The sequence below is a fragment of the Bradyrhizobium sp. AUGA SZCCT0431 genome, from assembly GCF_018131065.1.
In the GTDB taxonomy this organism is placed as follows: Bacteria; Pseudomonadota; Alphaproteobacteria; order Rhizobiales; family Xanthobacteraceae; genus Bradyrhizobium.
The window spans coordinates 13,128-31,632 of record NZ_JAFCLR010000050.1 but is presented as its reverse complement, the minus strand read 5'-3'; the positions used below and the strand labels follow the sequence as shown (position 1 = coordinate 31,632).

At 63.1% G+C, this 18,505-nt stretch carries 14 protein-coding genes; 6 read left to right on the top strand and 8 right to left on the bottom strand.

The annotated features are described in order from the left end of the window. The first annotated feature begins 43 nt into the window (after positions 1-43). From JQ567_RS33110 to JQ567_RS33100, 3 genes are all read left to right on the top strand, one after another. Positions 44-1,348, top strand: coding sequence for an MFS transporter (locus JQ567_RS33110; protein WP_212442707.1), 1,305 nt, complete (start codon positions 44-46; stop codon positions 1,346-1,348). Between the two features lie 159 nt (positions 1,349-1,507). Further along, positions 1,508-2,500, top strand: coding sequence for a tripartite tricarboxylate transporter substrate binding protein (locus tag JQ567_RS33105; protein WP_212442706.1), 993 nt, complete (start codon positions 1,508-1,510; stop codon positions 2,498-2,500). Positions 2,501-2,683: 183 nt separating this feature from the next. After that, positions 2,684-3,952, top strand: coding sequence for a S1C family serine protease (locus tag JQ567_RS33100; protein WP_212442705.1), 1,269 nt, complete (start codon positions 2,684-2,686; stop codon positions 3,950-3,952). Between the two features lie 24 nt (positions 3,953-3,976). On the opposite strand, the gene JQ567_RS33095 is transcribed toward JQ567_RS33100, so the two are convergent. Further along, positions 3,977-4,441: an Lrp/AsnC family transcriptional regulator gene (locus JQ567_RS33095; RefSeq protein ID WP_212442704.1), complete on the bottom strand. Its 465-nt coding sequence runs from the start codon at positions 4,439-4,441 to the stop codon at positions 3,977-3,979. Positions 4,442-4,601: 160 nt separating this feature from the next. Here JQ567_RS33095 and JQ567_RS33090 point away from each other — a divergent pair, with 160 nt between their 5' ends. Further along, positions 4,602-5,615, top strand: a complete 1,014-nt coding sequence (locus JQ567_RS33090; RefSeq protein ID WP_212442703.1) for a 1-aminocyclopropane-1-carboxylate deaminase — start codon at positions 4,602-4,604, stop codon at positions 5,613-5,615. Positions 5,616-5,849: 234 nt separating this feature from the next. Here the strand turns inward: JQ567_RS33090 and recQ are convergent, their stop codons facing one another. The 4 genes from recQ to JQ567_RS33070 all read right to left on the bottom strand — a co-directional run bounded on the left by recQ (position 5,850) and on the right by JQ567_RS33070 (position 10,914). Further along, the gene (recQ, locus tag JQ567_RS33085; protein ID WP_212442702.1) at positions 5,850-7,712 is read right to left on the bottom strand and encodes a DNA helicase RecQ; all 1,863 of its coding nucleotides are present in this window, start codon (positions 7,710-7,712) and stop codon (positions 5,850-5,852) included. A gap of 125 nt (positions 7,713-7,837) precedes the next feature. After that, on the bottom strand, positions 7,838-9,214 hold the full coding sequence (locus JQ567_RS33080; protein WP_212442701.1) for a VWA domain-containing protein: 1,377 nt from the start codon (positions 9,212-9,214) through the stop codon (positions 7,838-7,840). Positions 9,215-9,219: 5 nt separating this feature from the next. Then, on the bottom strand, positions 9,220-10,170 hold the full coding sequence (locus JQ567_RS33075; RefSeq protein WP_212442700.1) for a MoxR family ATPase: 951 nt from the start codon (positions 10,168-10,170) through the stop codon (positions 9,220-9,222). 108 nt (positions 10,171-10,278) lie between these two features. Then, the gene (locus JQ567_RS33070; protein ID WP_312017508.1) at positions 10,279-10,914 is read right to left on the bottom strand and encodes an HAD-IA family hydrolase; all 636 of its coding nucleotides are present in this window, start codon (positions 10,912-10,914) and stop codon (positions 10,279-10,281) included. 110 nt (positions 10,915-11,024) lie between these two features. Between JQ567_RS33070 and JQ567_RS33065 the strand changes: the two genes are divergently transcribed. Next, positions 11,025-11,786 carry a trypsin-like serine protease gene (locus JQ567_RS33065; RefSeq protein WP_212442698.1) on the top strand — a complete coding sequence of 254 codons (762 nt, stop codon included), beginning with the start codon at positions 11,025-11,027 and terminating at the stop codon, positions 11,784-11,786. Between the two features lie 120 nt (positions 11,787-11,906). Here JQ567_RS33065 and JQ567_RS33060 read toward each other — a convergent pair whose 3' ends face one another. The 3 genes from JQ567_RS33060 to JQ567_RS33050 form a co-directional block, all read right to left on the bottom strand. Further along, entirely contained in the window at positions 11,907-14,129 is a 2,223-nt protein-coding gene (locus tag JQ567_RS33060) for an acetate--CoA ligase family protein (RefSeq protein WP_212442697.1), read from the bottom strand. Between the two features lie 197 nt (positions 14,130-14,326). Continuing rightward, positions 14,327-14,896, bottom strand: coding sequence for a class GN sortase (locus JQ567_RS33055; RefSeq protein WP_212442696.1), 570 nt, complete (start codon positions 14,894-14,896; stop codon positions 14,327-14,329). A 199-nt stretch (positions 14,897-15,095) separates the two neighbouring features. Beyond that, entirely contained in the window at positions 15,096-17,369 is a 2,274-nt protein-coding gene (locus JQ567_RS33050) for a marine proteobacterial sortase target protein (protein WP_212442695.1), read from the bottom strand. A 192-nt stretch (positions 17,370-17,561) separates the two neighbouring features. Here JQ567_RS33050 and JQ567_RS33045 point away from each other — a divergent pair, with 192 nt between their 5' ends. Then, positions 17,562-18,326 carry a helix-turn-helix transcriptional regulator gene (locus tag JQ567_RS33045; RefSeq protein ID WP_212392061.1) on the top strand — a complete coding sequence of 255 codons (765 nt, stop codon included), beginning with the start codon at positions 17,562-17,564 and terminating at the stop codon, positions 18,324-18,326. Positions 18,327-18,505: the final 179 nt, after the last annotated feature.

The following is an 18,505-nucleotide window of genomic DNA, read 5'->3' as shown; positions in this document are numbered from 1 at the left end:
CGGCGACGCGTGGCGGCTCCCGAGGGCCAGTTGGGCAAGAACAATGGATGCGCTGAACCCCCAATCAGGGCTCAAGCCGGAAGCTGACCTAGTTCAAGACTTGGCTAAACAAGGCTTGGCTAAACAAGACTTGGCGCAGGACCTCGACCGGCGCGCGCGTCGCAATCTCCTGCTGCTGGCTTGTTGCCAGGCGGTCGGCCAGTCCTGCAACACCATGATGTTTGCGGCGACGGGATTGTCCGTCATCACCTTCTATCACCATCCAGAGTTCGCCAACCTGCCGGTCACGATGCAGCACCTCGGCGTCATGGTCTGGGTATTCCCGGCGGCGCTCTTGATGCAGCGGGTCGGCCGCAGCATCGGCTTTCGCGTCGGCTCGCTGTTCGGCATGGCCGGCGCCATCATCATGTGCACCGGACTATACACCGCCAACTTCATGGTCATGTGCGCCGGCGGCCTCATCCTCGGCTACGCGGTAGCCTGCCTGCAGATGTACCGGTTTGCCGCGGCGGAATTGGTGCCGATCCATTACCGCGCCAAGGCGATTTCGTGGGTCACGGCCGGCGGCGTCGCCGCTGCCGTGATCGGCCCCAGCCTCGTGCGCGTGACGCATGATCTGGTGATGCCGCTGTATCTGGCGACGTATGCCGCCATCCTCTGCCTGCACGTGATCGTCTTTGCGGTGATGTCCTTCATCACCTTCCCCTCCGTCGCTGCTTCGACTGCTGCCTCGGGTACAGCCGAGGCCGCAGCGCCTCCGTGTCCGCTGTGGGTGATTGCCAGCCAGCCGCGCTTCATCGCCTCAGTCATCGCCGGCATGCTGGCGTTCGGCACGATGTCCTTCATCATGAGCGCTTCGCCGCTGGCCATCGTCGGCTGCGGGTTTCCGCATGCGGAAGCCCACTGGGTCATCTTCATGCATGTGCTTGGCATGTTCGTGCCGTCGTTCTTCACCGGCAATCTGATCAACCGGTTCGGCGCCACGACCGTCATGGCCTGGGGCGTCGGGCTGATGCTGGCCGGCGTTGCCGCCGCGCTCGCCGGGCTGACCGAATGGAATTTCCGGATCGCACTCACCGTCAACGGCGTCGGCTGGAATTTCCTGTTCGTCGGCGCCACCACGCTGGTGACGACATGCTACCGCCCGAACGAGCGCGGCAAGACCCAGGCGCTCAATGATCTCCTGGTTTTCAGCACCACCGCGACGTCGAGCTTCATGGCGGGGTTTCTGCAGGATCGCTGGGGCTGGCATCCGCTCAACTGGTTTTCGGTGCTCCTGATGCTGGCCGCCGCCGCCGCTGTCATATGGCTCCGCTATCAGCGCCCGACATTGAGCCCGGCACACTAGGAATTCCCGTGTCGCATTGTATTTGATTTGCATGCGTACAATCAGCATGATCTGACGCCATGCGATACCGCTCGCTTTGCTGCAGTGCGATTTCGCGGACGCGTGCACGACCGCAAACATGCGGCATGACAACAAAGAAAACCATGGGAGGACGCCGTCGTGATCAATCGGCTTTTTAGAAGCGCGCTTATCGGCACTGGCCTCTTGCTTGGCGCGCTTGCAACGCAGGCCCAAGCGCAATCGCCCTCCAAGACGATCACGCTGGTGGTGCCTTATGCGGCCGGCGGCGGCACCGATACCATCGCGCGTCTCATCGGCGAGCGGATGTCGCAAACGCTCGGCCAGACCGTCATCATCGAGAACGTGGTCGGAGGCGGCAGCACGCTGGCCAACGACCGTGTTGCCCGATCGGCACCTGACGGCTCCACCATCCTGATCAATCACGTCGCGCTGCTGGCGGCGCCCAGCCTGTTCATCAATCTGCGCTACGACACGGCAACCGCATTCGAGGCGGTCGGCCTCGTCAACAACGCGCCGATGGTCCTGATCGGCCGCAAGTCGATTCCCGGCGCGGGACCCAAGGATTATGTGGCCTGGATCAAGGCGCAGGGCGACAAGGCGAACTTCGCGCATGGTGGTATCGGGACCAACAGTCATTTGTGCGCGGTGATGATGGGCAATGTGCTCGGCTTCAAACCGACCGTCGCAGCCTATCGCGGATCGGCGCCGGCGATCGGCGATCTCCTGGCCGGGCAGATCGATCTGCTGTGGGATCAGGTGACTAACGCGCTGCCGCAGATTCAAGCCGGAACGCTGCACGGCATCGCCATTACGTCGCCAAAACGTCTTGAACAGTTGAAAGACGTGCCGACCACCGCCGAGCTCGGCATGCCCGAGGTCAGCTACACGATGTGGCATGGCCTCTACGTGGCCAAGGGCACGCCCAAGGAAACCGTTGGCGCGCTGAATTCGGCGCTCCGCAAGGCGCTGTCTGACCCGGTCCTGCTGGAGAAGCTGACGCAGCTTGGCACCCTGCCATTCCCTGAGAACGAGTTGACGCCCGAGGCGCATGCGCGCCTGTTCGTCGCCGACCTGCCACGGGTGGCAAAGCTCGTTGAAAGCTCTGGCATCAAGGCGAGCGAAGCGAAGTAGGGCGCCAGGCCTCGCAGTTCAATTTCCGGATTGACACGCGGGAGTTGAAAGAACAAAATAAGAACTTGTGGGGTTTTGGGCTGCACTTCGCCGGTCGCGGTGACGCGGCGCTGAAGATTCGCGCAGCGCTTGCGGTTTGATTTCAACGCCTCTTATGATGGACGCTCATTTGAGTGGATCGAAATGAAATTTGCAATCAAAGCAATTGTTGCAGCGTCTTGCCTGATTGCGACGCTTTCAACCTCGGATGCCCGTGGCCCTTACGGCTCGATCAATGTCGGCAACTGGAAGGGCGGGGCCTATACCCACGACCAGAGCGGCGCTTTCACGCATTGCGCAGCGGGCGCTACTTACGGGAGCGGCATCCACTTTCTCGTCACGATAGACGACAAGGGAGGATGGGGCCTGGGGTTCGCCCACGAAAATTGGACGCTGACGACCGGGCAGGCATTCCCGATTGTCCTTACGTTTGATGGCCAGACGCCATTCAATGTTCACGGCGTCCCGATTGGCGAGAAATTGGTCCGCGTGCCCATGCCGATCAATTCGGCACTGATAACGCAATTCCGCAAGGCCAAGACGATGACGGCCTTTACGCAAGGGCAGCTTTTCCAGTTCAAGCTTGATCAGACGGCGCAATTGTTGCCCGCGCTGGCCAATTGCGTCGCCAGCGTCAAAAAGAACGGGATCGCGAGCGCCGGCGAGTTCGCGATTGCTCCGAAGCAGGTGGCGGCGGTCGGGCCGGCGCAACCAAATTCCGCGCCGCCAAAGGCCACCAGATCTGTCAACAAAACCGGTACGGGCTTCGTCGTCAGCAGCAGCGGACACGTGGTCACCAATCAACACGTGGTCGATGGCTGCAGTGGCGACATCCTCGGAAATTTGACCGGCGAGGCCCCGGTCAAGCTGCGGCTCGTTTCAAGCGATGAAACCAACGATCTCGCCTTGCTGCAGGCGCCGAGCGCCTTCAAGGAAGTGGCGACGATTCGGGGCAAGGCGATCCATTCGGGCGATAGCGTCGTCGCAATCGGCTATCCGTTCCACGGCCTGTTGTCCTCCGATTTCACGGTCACCACCGGAATTGTAAGCTCCCTGAGCGGCATCATGAACGATACCCGCTTCCTGCAGATCAGCGCGGCGGTTCAGCCCGGCAACAGCGGCGGGCCGCTGCTGGACACCAGCGGCACCATCGCCGGCATGGTGGCAGCAAAACTCAATGCGTTGAAAGTTGCCAGGGCGACCGGCAACATCCCCGAGAACATCAATTTTGCGATCAAGACCGGCGCGCTGCGGGACTTTCTGGACAACAGCGTCGTGCCCTACCAGACCGCCGTCGAGGCAAAGGCCGAGCTGAAGACGTCCGACATCGCGCGCAATGCAAGGGCGTTCACGCTGCTGATTTCCTGCACGGCGACCGAACAGAGCGCGAGTGCGAAAAAATCAAGCGAGTGATCCGCTCCTCGCCAAAACGCCTTCTCAAAAATCCAGCGGCGCGTTGTCGACGACTTCCTTCATGACGAAGAAGGTCCGCGTCTGGCGCACCCCGGGCAATGCGATCAGCTGCTCGCCATGGATGCGGTTGAAGTCTTCCATGTCGCCGACGCGGATCTTGAGGAAATAATCGAAATCGCCGGCCACCAGATGGCAGTCGAGAACGAATTTCAGTTTCGCAATCGCGCGCTCGAACGAGGCAAAACTTTCGGGCGTGGAGCGGTCGAGCACGACGCCGACCATGACCAGCGCGCCCTTGCCGACCTTGCGCGGCGCCACCATGGCGCGGACCGTGCTGACAAAGCCGTCGTCGAGCAGGCGCTGGGTACGGCGATGACAGGTAGCCGGGCTGACCCCGACCGCTTCGGCCAGCTCGGCATTGCTGAGCCGCCCGTTATTCTGCAGCAAACGCAACATCTTGAGGTCGATGCGATCCAGTCGGGGACTCACGGAAGAATCTCTCATAAAATCGTCAATAGATGGACGAAAACTACCATTTATGGCCTATCTAGCAACCAATCTGTCAAAATCCGGAAGCAACTTAGAGAGCACCTTTCCGTCGTCTGATGATAGGCGTTCCCGCAAGATCAGACATCAACGGGGATGACGCATGCTGGAAAAATTCGAACGCTATCCGCTGACATTCGGGCCAACGCATATCGAGAAGCTGGAGCGGCTGACGCAGCATCTCGGCGGCAAGGTCGAGCTCTACGCCAAGCGCGAGGACTGCAATTCGGGGCTCGCCTTCGGCGGCAACAAGCTGCGCAAGCTCGAATACATCGTGCCCGATGCGATCGCTTCCAACGCCGATACGCTGGTCTCGATCGGCGGCGTGCAATCCAATCACACCCGCATGGTGGCCGCGGTCGCGGCCAAGATCGGTATGAAATGCCGTCTGGTACAGGAAAGCTGGGTGCCGCATGAGGACGCCGTCTACGACCGCGTCGGCAACATCCTGCTCAGCCGCGTGATGGGCGCCGACGTCCAGCTGGTGGATGAAGGGTTTGACATCGGCATTCGCCAGAGCTGGGAAGAAGCGATCGCGGACGTGAAAGCCAAGGGCGGCAAGCCCTACGCGATTCCTGCGGGCGCTTCAGTGCACAAGTATGGCGGGCTCGGCTATGTCGGCTTCGCCGAAGAGGTCCGCGCCCAGGAAAAGGAACTCGGCTTCGCCTTCGATTACATCGTGGTCTGCACCGTCACCGGCTCTACCCATGCCGGCATGCTTGTTGGATTTGCCAAGGACGGCGGCGCGCGCAAGGTGATCGGCATCGATGCCTCCTTCACGCCGTCGCAAACGAAGGCTCAGGTGCTGGATATCGCCCGTAACACCGCTGGCTTGGTCGAGTTGGGCAAGGAGATCGTCGCGGACGACGTCATTCTGATCGAAGACTACGCCTATCCCGCCTATGGCGTTCCCTCGGAAGAGACCAAGGAAGCGATCCGGCTTTGCGCGCGGCTCGAAGGCATGATCACCGACCCGGTCTACGAGGGAAAATCCATGCAGGGCATGATCGATCTCGTGAACAAGGGCTATTTTCCCAAGGGATCGAAGGTGCTGTACGCCCATCTCGGCGGCGCGCCGGCGATCAACGGGTACGCCTACACGTTCCGCAATGGGTGAGGCTGTAGCGCGTGCCTAGAGCGGGATGCGGTTAGATTCATTGGTCTGGCCGCGAACTCAGTCCACCTCTCCCGCTTGCGGGGGAGGTCGGCACGCGCCAGCGTGACGGGTGGGGGCTCTCTCCAATCGAAGAGTGCGAATCGCGGCAGCACCCCCACCCCAGCCCTCCCCCGCAAGCGGGAGAGGGAGTACAGTCCCGCCGCGGATGGCAGCTTGATCTTATCTCGTCGGTCTCTAACGCTCCGCGGCCTTCACCAGCGCAATCAGCTCGTCGCCATAGTGCTCGAGCTTCTTGTCGCCGATCCCTGGGATGTTGCGGAGCTGGTTGAGCGTCGCGGGACGGGAGGCGGCGATGCCGTCGATCGTCGAGTCGTGCAGCACGACATAGGCCGGCACGCCGCGCTTGCGCGCGATCTCGGAGCGCCAGGCCCGGAGCGCCGCCTGCAGGCCGGCATCGGCGGTTTCACCCTGTTCGGTGGCCCGCGGCGCCAGATCGCCGCGCCTTGATTTGGTCCGGCTGGCGCGAACGCGGGTGCCGGCGGGCGCCTCGCGCAACATCACCTCGGTCTCGCCTTTCAACACGCCGCGCGCGCTCTCCGTCAGCTTCAAGGCGCCAAAGGCTTCGCTGTCGGCGTGCAGGTGGCCCATGGCCACGACCTGCCGGATCGCGGAGCGCCATTGCTTCTCGTTGAGTTCGGCGCCGATCCCAAACACGGAAATCTTGTCGTGGCCGAATTGAGTGACTCGCTCGGTCAAGCGGCCGACCAGCACATCGATCAGATGCATGGCGCCGAAGCGCTGCCCGGTGCGATAGGCGCAAGACAATATTTTCTGCGCGATCACCTTGCCGTCGAGAAGCTGTGGCGGTGAGAGACAATTATCGCAATTTCCGCAATTTCCACCGCTGACCGCTTCACCGAAATAGCCGAGCAGGCGGCTGCGCCGGCAGGCCGCGGTCTCGGCGAGGCCGACCAGCGCATCGAGCTTGCCGACCGACACGCGCTTGAACGCGTCCGAGCCGGTGGATTCGTCGATCATGCGGCGCTGTTGCACAATATCGGACAGGCCATAGGCCATCCATGCGCTGGAAGGCTTGCCGTCGCGGCCCGCGCGCCCGGTTTCCTGGTAATAGGCCTCGATGCTCTTCGGCAGGTCGAGATGCGCCACGAAGCGCACGTCGGGCTTGTCGATGCCCATGCCGAACGCGATGGTGGCGACGATCACGACGCCGTCCTCGTTGATGAAGCGATCCTGGTTGCGGGAACGCAGACCGGCGTCGAGGCCGGCGTGATACGGCAGCGCCGGCACGCCGGCTTTGTTCAATGCGGCCGCGGTATCCTCGACCTTGGCGCGCGACAGGCAATAGACGATGCCGGCGTCGCCCGCATGTCGCTCGCTGATGAAGGCCTTGAGCTGGGCGGGCGCGTTCTGCTTGTCGACGATCTCATAGCGGATGTTCGGGCGGTCGAAACTGGCGACAAAGCGCGGCGCATCGGTAAGTTTGAGCCGCTCGGCGATCTCCTGGCGCGTGAGGTCATCGGCGGTGGCGGTCAGGGCGATCCGCGGCACATCGGGGAAACGCTCGGCGATGACGGATAGACCAATATATTCGGGGCGGAAGTCGTGCCCCCATTGCGACACGCAATGCGCCTCGTCGATCGCAAACAGCGCTATCTTCGTGCGGGCAAGCAGACCGAGGCAGCGCGGCGTCAACAGCCGCTCGGGCGCGACGTAAAGCACGTCGAGATCGCCGGCCAATAGCCGCTGCTCGACCTGGTTGGCCTCCTCATACGACAGCGTCGAATTCAGCACCGCTGCCTTGACGCCGGCTTCGAGCAGGCCGGCGACCTGGTCGCGCATCAATGCGATCAGCGGCGACACCACAATGCCGCAGCCTTCGCGCAATAGTGACGGCAGCTGATAGCACAGCGACTTGCCGCCGCCGGTCGGCATCAGCACCAGGCAGTTGCCGCCATCCGTGACGTGACGGACGATCTTTTCCTGCTCGCCCCGAAAGGCCGGCAGGCCGAACACAGAGTTCAGCACCGACAGCGCATCAGGGGTTTTGTCGGGGTGACGGGCTGCGGAGGCGGGCATAGGGTGAGGCGATCCGGCTGGGGCTTTTGGTATGGCCGGCCAATTTGGGCCGCCGGCCGGTTCCTGATTCGGGCAGTTGCCCATCTTCGCTGTCAAACGGGTTACGGGCAAACACTCGTCGCGGATTACTGGTAACTTGCCACGATATCCGACACCGCGCGCTCCAGCTGCTGCGCGGTGGCGCATTGCCGCACGACGGTGCAGAAGGTCGAATAACGCGGCATTTCCGAATCGCCCCAGCCCCAGGCCATGCGCCCTTCGGGATTGAGCCACACCAGCCGCTTCGAGCGTTCGCCGATCCGGCGAAGGATATCCGCGCGAGGATCGAGATTGTTGCTGCGGGCGTCGCCGAGAATGATCACCGTGGTCTGCGGCGTGATCGCGTTCATCCATTCGTGTTCGAAATCGGCAAAGGAATTGCCGTAATCCGACGAGCCGAAGCCGACCTTGGACATGATCTCGGCCATCGCCTCTTCAGGCGATTTGGATTCCAGGATGTCGCTGACCTCGATCAGATGTCCGGAAAAGGCGAACGAGCGGACATCCGAGACTACTTCATGCAGGCTGTGGATCAGCAGCAGGAAGAAATCGGATACCCGCGCCACCGAACCCGAGACGTCGCAGAGTGCGATGATTTTTGGCTTGTCGCGGTGGCGTCGTTTCCATGCGGTGAGGAACGGCACGCCGCCCCAGGCGGCGTTGCGCCGGATGGTCCGGCGCACGTCAAGATGGCCGCGGCGCTGGCGCTTGCGCGGCTTGCTGTAACGCTCGCGCAGGCGGCGCGCGATCTGGCGGATCAGAAGCCGCATCTGCTCGACCTGACGCGGCTCGATCCGGGACAGCGGCGCGTTGCGCAAAATCTCGTTGCGCAGGTTCTCGGCCTCCTCGCGGCCGTACAGCATCAGCGCCTGCGAGACGGTCTCGCGCACGGTGTCGCGCAAGCCGTCGAGTGCTGCCTGCAGCCGTTCCGCGAGTGCGGGGTTGGTCGCCGTCAGCGCGTCGAGATCGTCGCGCAGGCGCTGGATGCCCATCTGGTCGAGAATGCGGCCCGAGAAGATGCCGCGCTGCGTGAAATAGCGGATGTCGGACAGAGATGCTGCATTCGAAGCGTTGGCGATGGCAGCTGCCATCGCGTTGCGGTCCTGCGACAGCAGCATCTGCGCGAGCTGGCCGAGATCCTGGGCATGGTCGCCGCCATCGGCGTCGCCTGGCGTATCGGATGCCGCACCGGACTCCGGCGTGTCCGATTTGTCCGTCTCGCTGTCTTCGGGCGGTGGCTGCTCCGGCTCCGGCTGATCGAAGAACAGATCAAAGCAGTCGCCGAGCGCCTTCTTCTCGTCCTGGGTTTTCGCGAGTGTCAGCAGGAACGTGTCGCGCAGCACGGTGCGGTCGCTGAAGCCGACCTTGGAGACCGCGCGCATCGCATCGATGCTTTCGGCCGGCGAGAGCCTGACGCCTGCGCCCCGCGCCGCACGAAAGAAGCGATGCAGGTTTTCTCTCATCCGCTTTATCCGAAGACGACGCTCTGCCGCGATGTCTTGGCGATGAAGCTGGATACCTGGGGCAGTGTGGCCTCGATATCCGCCTCGTATTTCAGCAGCACGTTGAGCGTATCCTTGACGATCTCGCTGCCGAGTTCGGGCGCCTGCAACAGCACCAGCACCCGCGCCCAATCGATCGTCTCGCTCACCGACGGCAGCTTCTTCAGGTCCAGTGAGCGAACCTCGTGGATGAAGCCGACCATCTGCTTGCGCAGCGTCTGCGAGATGCCGGGCACCCGGCTTTCGACGATGCGCTCCTCCAGCTTCTGCTCGGGAAAGCCGATATGCAAATGGAGGCAGCGCCGCTTCAGCGCGTCGCCGAGATCGCGTTCGCTGTTTGAGGTCAGAATCACGGTCGGTGCGGCGACCGCGGTAACGGTGCCAAGTTCCGGAATCGTGACCTGGAAGTCGCTGAGGATTTCCAGCAGCAGCGATTCGAATTCGGCATCCGATTTGTCGATTTCGTCGATCAAGAGCACACAGCCGGCCGGCTGTTCCAGCGCCTGCAGCAGCGGCCGCGGTTCGACGAATTCCTTGGAGAAGAACACGTCGCCGAAATCATGCAATTGCGCCAGCGCGTCGTGCAGCGTTTCGGCGCCGCCGAGCACTTCGCCGAGCTTGTCCTTCAGGATCTGCGTGTACAGAAGCTGCTTGGCGTATTTCCACTCGTAGAGCGCCTTGGCTTCGTCGAGGCCCTCGTAGCATTGCAGGCGGATCATCTTCAGCCCGCGCCACGCCGCGATTGCCTTCGCAAGCTCGGTCTTGCCGACGCCCGCGGGACCTTCGACCAGGATGGGTTTTTCGATCTGCTGCGATAGATAGACCGCGGTCGCGATCTGCCGGCTCGCAATATAGCCCTGCGCGGCAAGGCCGCTTTCCACTGCCTCGATCGAGGCGGTCGGCCCTTTGTCAGCCACGGGTTTCAACTCCGAAATTCACTGGATTTCAGGGTGTTCTGCCTGCGTTCCCGGCAAAGAACAAGCCTCGTTTGGTCATACGGAGGCGGCAAATTCGGCTAATTCCGCCTAGCGCAATGTGAGCCCGGTCGCCGCCTCCAGCTCCGTGATCGCGCGCGCCGCATTGAGCACCTTGATCGTGGTCATGCCCATTGCGCGCGCCGGCTTCAGGTTGACGCCGAGATCGTCGAGATAGACGCAGTTTTTGGGATCGACCTGCAGCGTCTCGACCATCATTTGGTAGATGCGCGGGTCGGGCTTGCGCAGGCCGATCTTGGCAGACTCGATGACATGATCGAACAGCACCATGACCTCGGCGACATAGAGCGAACGGCCGCTGCGGCTGCCGATCGCGTTGGCCGGAAGATTGTTGGTGATGCAGCCGGTCTTGAATTTGGCCTTCACGCGTTTGAGCGCCTCGACCATTTCGGGGCGCAGATCGCCCGAGAGCAGAGGCAACACATCCCTGCCGCGGACCTCGGCGCCCAGCGCCTTCGATTCCGTGGCGAACAGCGCATCGAAGGCTTCGATATCGACTTCGGCGCGCTCGAATTTCGCCCAGGCGTTTTCCAGGTGATTGGCGGCGTTGGTGCGCCGGATGATGTCGACGGGCAGCCCGCGCTCGGTCTCGAATCGCGTAAAGGCCTCGAACGGCGAAGTGGTCAGCACCCCGCCGAAATCCCAGATCACCGCCTCGATCATTATTTCTCCGCCATATCAATACGCGACGGGGAGCGGCTAACACGGAATGCCCTTCGGGGCCAGTCCGATCCGCGGCTTGGCGATGTCGGTTGCGCGGGGTATTGCATGCGGCCATGAAAGTCCTCGCTCGAATAATTGCCAGTCTTGCGCTGCTGGTGGCCGCGCCCGCTTACGCCATCGTGGGCGGTGGCGCGCCATCCGCCGACGGCGTCGGTCGTTCGGTCGTCACCATCGTCGGTTCCCGCGGCAACTTCTGCACCGGCGCGGTGATCGCGCCCAAAATCGTGCTGACCGCGGCACACTGCGTGCAGCCCGGTGCCGATTACAAGATCGTCGAATATGGCGCCGACAAGCAGCCGTCGTTGCAGGACGTCAAGAGCGTCGCCATTCATCCCGGCTTCAAGATGCAGGCGATGCTGGCGCACCGGGCGACCGCCGATGTGGCGCTGCTGCAACTGGGTTCACCCGTCAAAGGCAAGACGCCATCGACGCTCGGCATGCCCAATATTCCAATTCTTGTCGGCAGCCGCTTTACGATCGCCGGCATCGGCGTCACGATGCGCGGCGATGGCAAGAGCGGCGGCACCATCCGCGCCGCCGGATTGGTCGCAACCGGCAAGCCGGGGACGCTGCAGATTCGGCTGGTTGATCCCGTGAGCCAGGGCACCCGCGACGGGCTCGGCGCCTGCACTGGAGACTCTGGTGGGCCGGTATTCGAGGACAAGCAATCAGGTCCGGCCATCGTCGGCGTCGTCAGCTGGTCGACCGGACCCAATAGCTCGGCCGGTTGCGGCGGGCTCACCGGCGTCACGCCGCTGACGCTTTACCGCGACTGGCTGGCGCAGACCGCGCGGCAATGGGGCGCGGGGTTGTGAGACACGATTCGTAGGGTGGGCAAAGGTGCACCTTCGCGCCGTGCCCACCATCTATCGAAATCGTTGCCCTTGGATGGTGGGCACGCTTCGCTTTGCCCACCCTACGGCTCCTGCGTAGCTCTAATGCCCCGCCGCCTTGTTGGCCGCGGCGTTGTTGAGCACGATCAGGCCGTCGACGGCGACGCCGAGCTTGCTGTTGATCAGGAACGGATTGACGTCGATCGACGCAATGCGGGTTCCCGCGTCCGCCATCAGATTGGATAGCCCAACCAGCGCCTTCACTGCCGAAGCCTCGTGCAGCGCGGGCTTGCCGCGATAGCCCTTCATCTTGACGCCGGCCTTGGTCTTGCCAATCAGCTGTTTCGCCTCGTCGGCATCGAGCGGCGCGCCGGCGAGGGCGACGTCCTTCATCAGTTCGATATCGACGCCGCCGGTGCCGAACAGCACCACGGGGCCCATCTCGGCATCGAGCGAGGCGCCGACCACGAGTTCGAGGTCGGACTTGACCTGCTGCGCGATCAGGATGCCTTCGAGCTTCGGCTTGTTCTTCAGCTTCTTGACCCGCGCGGAGATGTCGTTGAACGCCTTCTTCACCTCGGCGGCATTGTTGATGTTCAGCACCACACCGCCAATGTCCGATTTGTGCAGGATCTCGGCGCTGACCACCTTGGCGACCACGGGGAAGCCGATATTCTTGGCGATCTTCACCGCGTCCGCGGCGGTCTGCGCGATCTCTTCCTTGGAAACAGGAATGCCGTAAGCCTTCAGCAGCTTTTTAGAGGCGACCTCATCGAGGGCGGCCGCGCCGTTGGCGCTTTTTAGCGTCTTCTCCAGCACGGCACGGGCGGAAGCCTTCGAACTCGACGCGATCTCCGGCACGACTTTGCGCAGCGAGGCATATTCGATCAGCGACTTGATCGCGCCCACCGCGCGGTCGAGGCCTTGCATGACCGCGATGTTCGGCAGCGACTTGCGCAAGCCCTTGGTGAACTCGGTAAAGCCAATCGACATCGCGCTGATGTAGACCACGGGTTTGGAGGCGGCGCCCGCCATGTCGTTGACGATACGTAAATTGCGTTCGCGCAGTTCATGGGGCGCCTTCGGCAGCTCGGCGTCGATGATCACGATATCGGTGTCGGGATCGTCGATCATGATCTTGATCGATTGCATGTAGACGGAGGGATCGACCACGGCGGCGAATCCGGCGTCGAGCGGATTGCCGACGATGCTGCCCGGTCCGAGCATCTTTGCGAGTTTCTCGGTCGCGTCCGCGCTCAGCGGCGCAAAGTCGAGCCCGGCTGAATCGAACGCGTCGATCAGCAGCCCGCGCTTGCCGCCCGACAGCGACACCGCGGCGAGGCGATTGCTCTTTGGCGGTTCGGCATGCACGAAACATTCGGTGGTCTCGATCAGTTCGTCGAGGCCGCGAACGCGGATCACGCCTTCGCGCGTCGAGATCGCATCGAAGGTTTGTATCGAGCCGGCAAGCGCGCCGGTATGCGCCATCGCAGCCGCACGGCCGCCCTCGGAGGCGCCGAGCTTGAGCGCGATCACGGGCTTGCCGGCGGCGCGCGCGGCCTTGCAGGCCTCGCGGAACACCTTGGTGTTTCGCACGCCTTCAAGATAGACCACGATCACGCGGATCGAAGGATCGGCCGCGAAATAGGCCATCAGGTCCGGCGTCTCGAGCCCGGTCTCGTTGCCGGTCGTGACCATGTAGCCGACGCCGACGCCGCGATCTTCCAGCGCCTGCCGGATCGCCATCACGATCGCGCCGGATTGCCCGGCGATCGCGACGGGACCCGCTTCCATCGTCACGATGCGGTCATCGATATTGGTGAACAGGTTTTCGCCCGCGCTCAGATTACCGAGGCAGTTCGGGCCGGTGACGGCCAAGCCGGTTTCACGCACCGCCTCTTTCAGTTCGACCGCCAGCCGCTGGCTTTCCGCGTCCTGCAATTCGCTGAAGCCCGAGGTGACGATGGTGGCGGAGCGGGCGCCGGCGGCTGCGGCGTCGCGGATCACCTGCACCGCGAAACGCGCCGGCACCAGCACCAGCACGTGGTCGGGTTTCTCCGGCAGGCTGGCGAAATCCTTGTAGCAGGGCACGCCCCAGATCGTTTCGCGCTTGGCGTTAACAGGGAACAGTTTGCCCTTGTATTGGTACTTGACCAGATTGTTCCAGATGCGCTCGGCATAGTTCCCGGGTTTGTCGGTTGCACCCACCAGCACGATGTTGCGCGGGTGGAGCATGGCATGGATGCTTTTGACGATGTCGCTGGCGTCGGACGAGGGCGACCAGTTTTCGGCCGAATGCGACGCGTTGACTACCCGAGCTTCCATGGAGTGTGCCCTTACCTTGTTGTTTCCTTTGGCAGAGGCGATCTCGTGCGATCGCTTCGGCCATGGGTTTTCATTCTTTTTATTGAGACTTGAGGAGGGTGGCAACACGCGTTGGCCCGATAGCGCCCTTCGCGCAGCGCACGATATCCCGGCAGGCGGAGTATTCCTCGTCGCCCGGGATTGACGGGCGGATGAACTCAGGGAACAGGCCCGATCAAGGTGGCGTGCAGGAGATAGCGATCCGGCCCCGGCGTCAGCGCTTCGAACGGCCAGCAGGTCGACAGCACCAGCTCATATCCGTCGCGCAACGGATCGATGCCCGAAGCATCGAAACGCACGATCGAGGTCGAATCCGCGCGATATCGGAATTTCTTGCCGTCGCGGCGCGTGACGTCGATCTCGTCTCCGATGGCGACATTCTGCAGGAAACGGAAGTGCGTATCTCGGTGCGCGGAGTAGACCGCCACGCCGCGCTCGCCGGCATCGGGCGTGTTCTCGACATGACCCGGCCCAAACGCGAGCGCCTGGCCGCTGCTGCCGGCCAGCACGATGGTGCTGGCATGGATTCGCCTCACCTCGATGCGGGCCACCGGCCAGGTATCCGCCCATGACCACGGTTTGGTTTCGCGGCCGGTGGCGATGGTTTCGGTGAAGGCGCGCTCGAGCAGGATTTGCGCGAGCAACGCCTTGGCGTGGATGTAGCCGCCCTGGCCGAACAGGATAAGGCCGGTGACGGCGAGGAGGAGAGGGAGGATGAAGCGGCGCATTTGGGAGATCCGTCATTGCGAGGAGCGAAGCGACGAAGCAATCCACTCTCGTTTCCGTTGCGCCATGGATTGCTTCGCTTCGCTCGCAATGACGGCGTTGAAGGCGACTTTGAAAAAAGTCGCGCGCGCGACCCTGGGGGACGGAGGGCCGCGCGCGCATTCGGGAGGAGCTTGGGGGGCCTCCTCCGTCAAATGGGCGTCAGGGGATCAACGCCTGGCGCCGATTGAACCCGAACAGGACAAGACTGAATATGAGGAAGATCACACCCAGGATCATTCTCAGCTCGGCGTCGGTCGCCGTCTTCGGGAGCTGGACCGTGCCCGGCGCTGCCGTGACCGCAGGGGCCGCGCGTTTCAATGCCGCAACCTGAACCCCGGCCTCGCCGGCCTCGGCGCGACGTTCCATCGGCGTGACCGGCAGAAGCGGGCGTTCACCGAACACTTTGGCTAAATCCCAACCGGCCGGCAGGTTGATCGGCAGTTCCGAGGCTTTCAGCGGTTCGCCTTCGGGACGGCTCGGCGTCTTGTCGACCGCGACGAGACTGGTCAGCCGCGTCACCAGTTGATGCTCGAGTGCGAGCGCGAGGATGGTCTTGTCGGCATCCTCCGGGCTCTCCTGCCGCGTGGTGTGTGCAACTTCGGCATCGGCAATCTTGCGCCGCGCCCATAGTTTCGACAGGCCCTTGCCCTCGGCCGCATTCGCCAGCGGAAGCGTCACCACCCACGGACGGTCACCGATCCGGCCCTTGATCTCGACCGAGCCGGCGAGCTTGTCGAGCCTGGCGGCAAGAATCAGCGGCTCATCGCGGTAGAGGTCCGGGATCGCCGATGGCGTGACGTCGGCGGTGGCGTCGGAGAATTTGGCGGTGAGGTTGGTCACCGCGGGATTCTCCAGCTTGGAAAACAGCCCGCGCATGCGCTCCTCGACCTGTTCCACCGAGCCGATATGGGTGAAGGCGCCGCGGCCGAGTTCGGCGGCGCGCGTCATCAGATGGGTGTTTGGCGCCGAGCCGATGCCGACCATGAAGATGCGCGAGCGGCCACGCAACGCGTTGATGGTCTCGAACAATTGCTGCTCATTGCCGATCGCGCCGTCGGTCAGGAACACGACCTGGCGGACGTAATTGGCATCGCCAGTGTTGTCGCTGAGCGCGGCGCGCATCGCCGGCACCATTTCGGTGCCGCCATTGGCTTGCAGCGCGCCGACGAACGCGGTGGCCTGACCGACACGCTCGCGGTCGGCCGGCACCGAGGTTGGGAACAGCATCTCCATGGTGTGATCGAAGCGGATCACGTTGAAGCGGTCGGCAGGTTGCAGGCGGCCGAGCGCGTAAGTGAGGCTGGCCTTGGCCTGGATGATCGAGACGCCGCCCATCGAGCCGGAATTGTCGATCACGAAGATCACCTCGCGCGGCAGCAGCTTCCTGTCGTTCTGTTCGACCGAAGGCGGCGTCACGAAGGCGAGCAGATAATCATTGCCGCCGACATGTTCGCGGAACAGGCCGATCGATGGCGCCTTCTCCGCGGCAGGCTTCCAGGTCAGCTCGAAATCGCGATCCGCCGGCACCGCGCCTTCGGCGAGCTTGATGATGCGCGTGCTGCCGTCGGGGCTTTCGGTCTTGATGGTGTGATGATGGCTCTTGGTCTCGCCGAGCGGGAAGCCGGCCTGCAGCCGCACCGTGATGCTGGTCGGATTGACCGGCGCGTTGGTCGCGGGGTCGAGCACGTGCGGAGAGATGCGGTCGCGGTCCGGCACCGGATCGGATTTGCTGGCGCCCCAGCCGCCGCCACCGGGCCGGAAGTCGACGCTCTGCACCACGGGTGCGGGATTGTAGCGCGGCCCGATCACCATCGGCAGCCGCAGCGAGAATTCATTGCCGCTCTGTTGCACCGGTTCCTGGTATTCGATCTGCACCAGCACGGTTTCGCCGGGACCGATATTGGCGACCGAGTTGGTGAAGATGTTCGGCCGCTCCTGTTCGGTCAGCGCCGCCTTCTGTCCGTTACGTGCCGCCTGCTCATAGATGATGCGGGCCTGCTGGCGCTCCTTGATGTCGCCGACGATGACGCGGTCGCCGACCACCATCTTCAGCGTATCGACGGCGCCGCCGGACGGCAGCGGATAGACGTAAACCGCCTCGACCCAGTCTTGCGTCGGGTTGCGGAAAACCTGCGTGACGCGGGCGCGGACCGTGGGGCCGGACACGGTGATGTCGACATCGATGCCAAGCCGCGAGGCGTCGGCATAGCCGTCCTCGGTTTTCAGCAGCAGCGAACCGGAACGGGCATCGCCCGGCTTGAGGAAGGCGGTCCGCGCGCGTTCGGCGGACCAGGCCGGCTCAAAGCTCAAAAATAAGGCCGCAAAACCGATCAGGAGTGCGGCGGCGCCTTCAAAGGCGAAGAACAGTATTACGCGCATTTTGCGCGACAGGCGCGTACGCCTGTCGGGCTGGATTTCACCGCAAATCGTCATTTCCTTCACTCCCGTGCGACGTGTTCGTCGTGCAGGGAAATTTCCGGTAACGCGCGATGTGGCGCGAGCGGAATGATCGGCATTGTTCAGCCTGACGCCAGCTTGGTGCGCCACGGCCCGGACGGGTTTGTGCGGGTTTGTGATGGATTGTGTGTCTGGTAGACTGCCCAAACAGGCCGAACAGGGGTGACGATGCCGACGCCGGACAAGCAGCTTTCCGCCGAACAAAGCCGGCAGATCGCCGATACCATTCGGGAGGAGATCGCCCGCCGCCGCATCTCCCGCCAGTCGCTGGCCGAACTCGCAAAACTCAGCCTTTCGACGCTGGAGAAGGTGCTCGGCGGCCGCCGTCCATTCACGCTCGCGACCACGGTGCGGCTCGAACAGGCGCTCGGCGTATCCCTGCGCAAGACGCCCGACGCGCCGGCGCCGGCCGCGCCGGTCAATGGTGACATCGCGCCGGATGGATTGGGCGCCTATTCGCGCCGCGCGGTGGCGTGGATTGAAGGCGCCTATGTCACGATACGGCCGTCGTTCGGCGACAAGGACGCGATCTTCGCCTACCGTACCGAGATTGTCTGGAGTGATGCGGCCTCGTCGCTCGTATTCCACGAAGGCGAGCGGCAGGATGCCTTGTACACCCAATTCGGCGAAGTCGCGGTGCCAAACCAGTCCGGCCACATCTATCTCGTCACCAACCGGAACGGTCAGCATCGCCTGATCACGGTGGCGCGCGTGGCCATATCAGGCGAAATGTACGGCATCATCACCACGCTGCTGGCAGGGCGCGGTTCCATGCTGACACCGATTGCCGCTCCGATCGCGTATGTCCCGATCAAGATGGTCGCAAACCCGAGTTTTGGGCGCATTTCGTCCGATAATGCCAATTATGCGCTGTATCGCGAACGTCTGCGGCGGACGATCGACGAGCCGTTTGCCATGTTTCTGCCTGGTTAGCTGTCGTTTGACGCGTTTCTTCACGCGAGCCGGAACCCGCTTCGCGCGAAAACGCTATCGTCCCTTGCATTTCCTGCGGAAGGGCCTATATCAACTGCATTCGAATTGTCGTTTGCCTTGTTGACTACGCCGACACCGGCCCATCCCCAAGACATCGTTGAAATCGGATCAAGCTCACG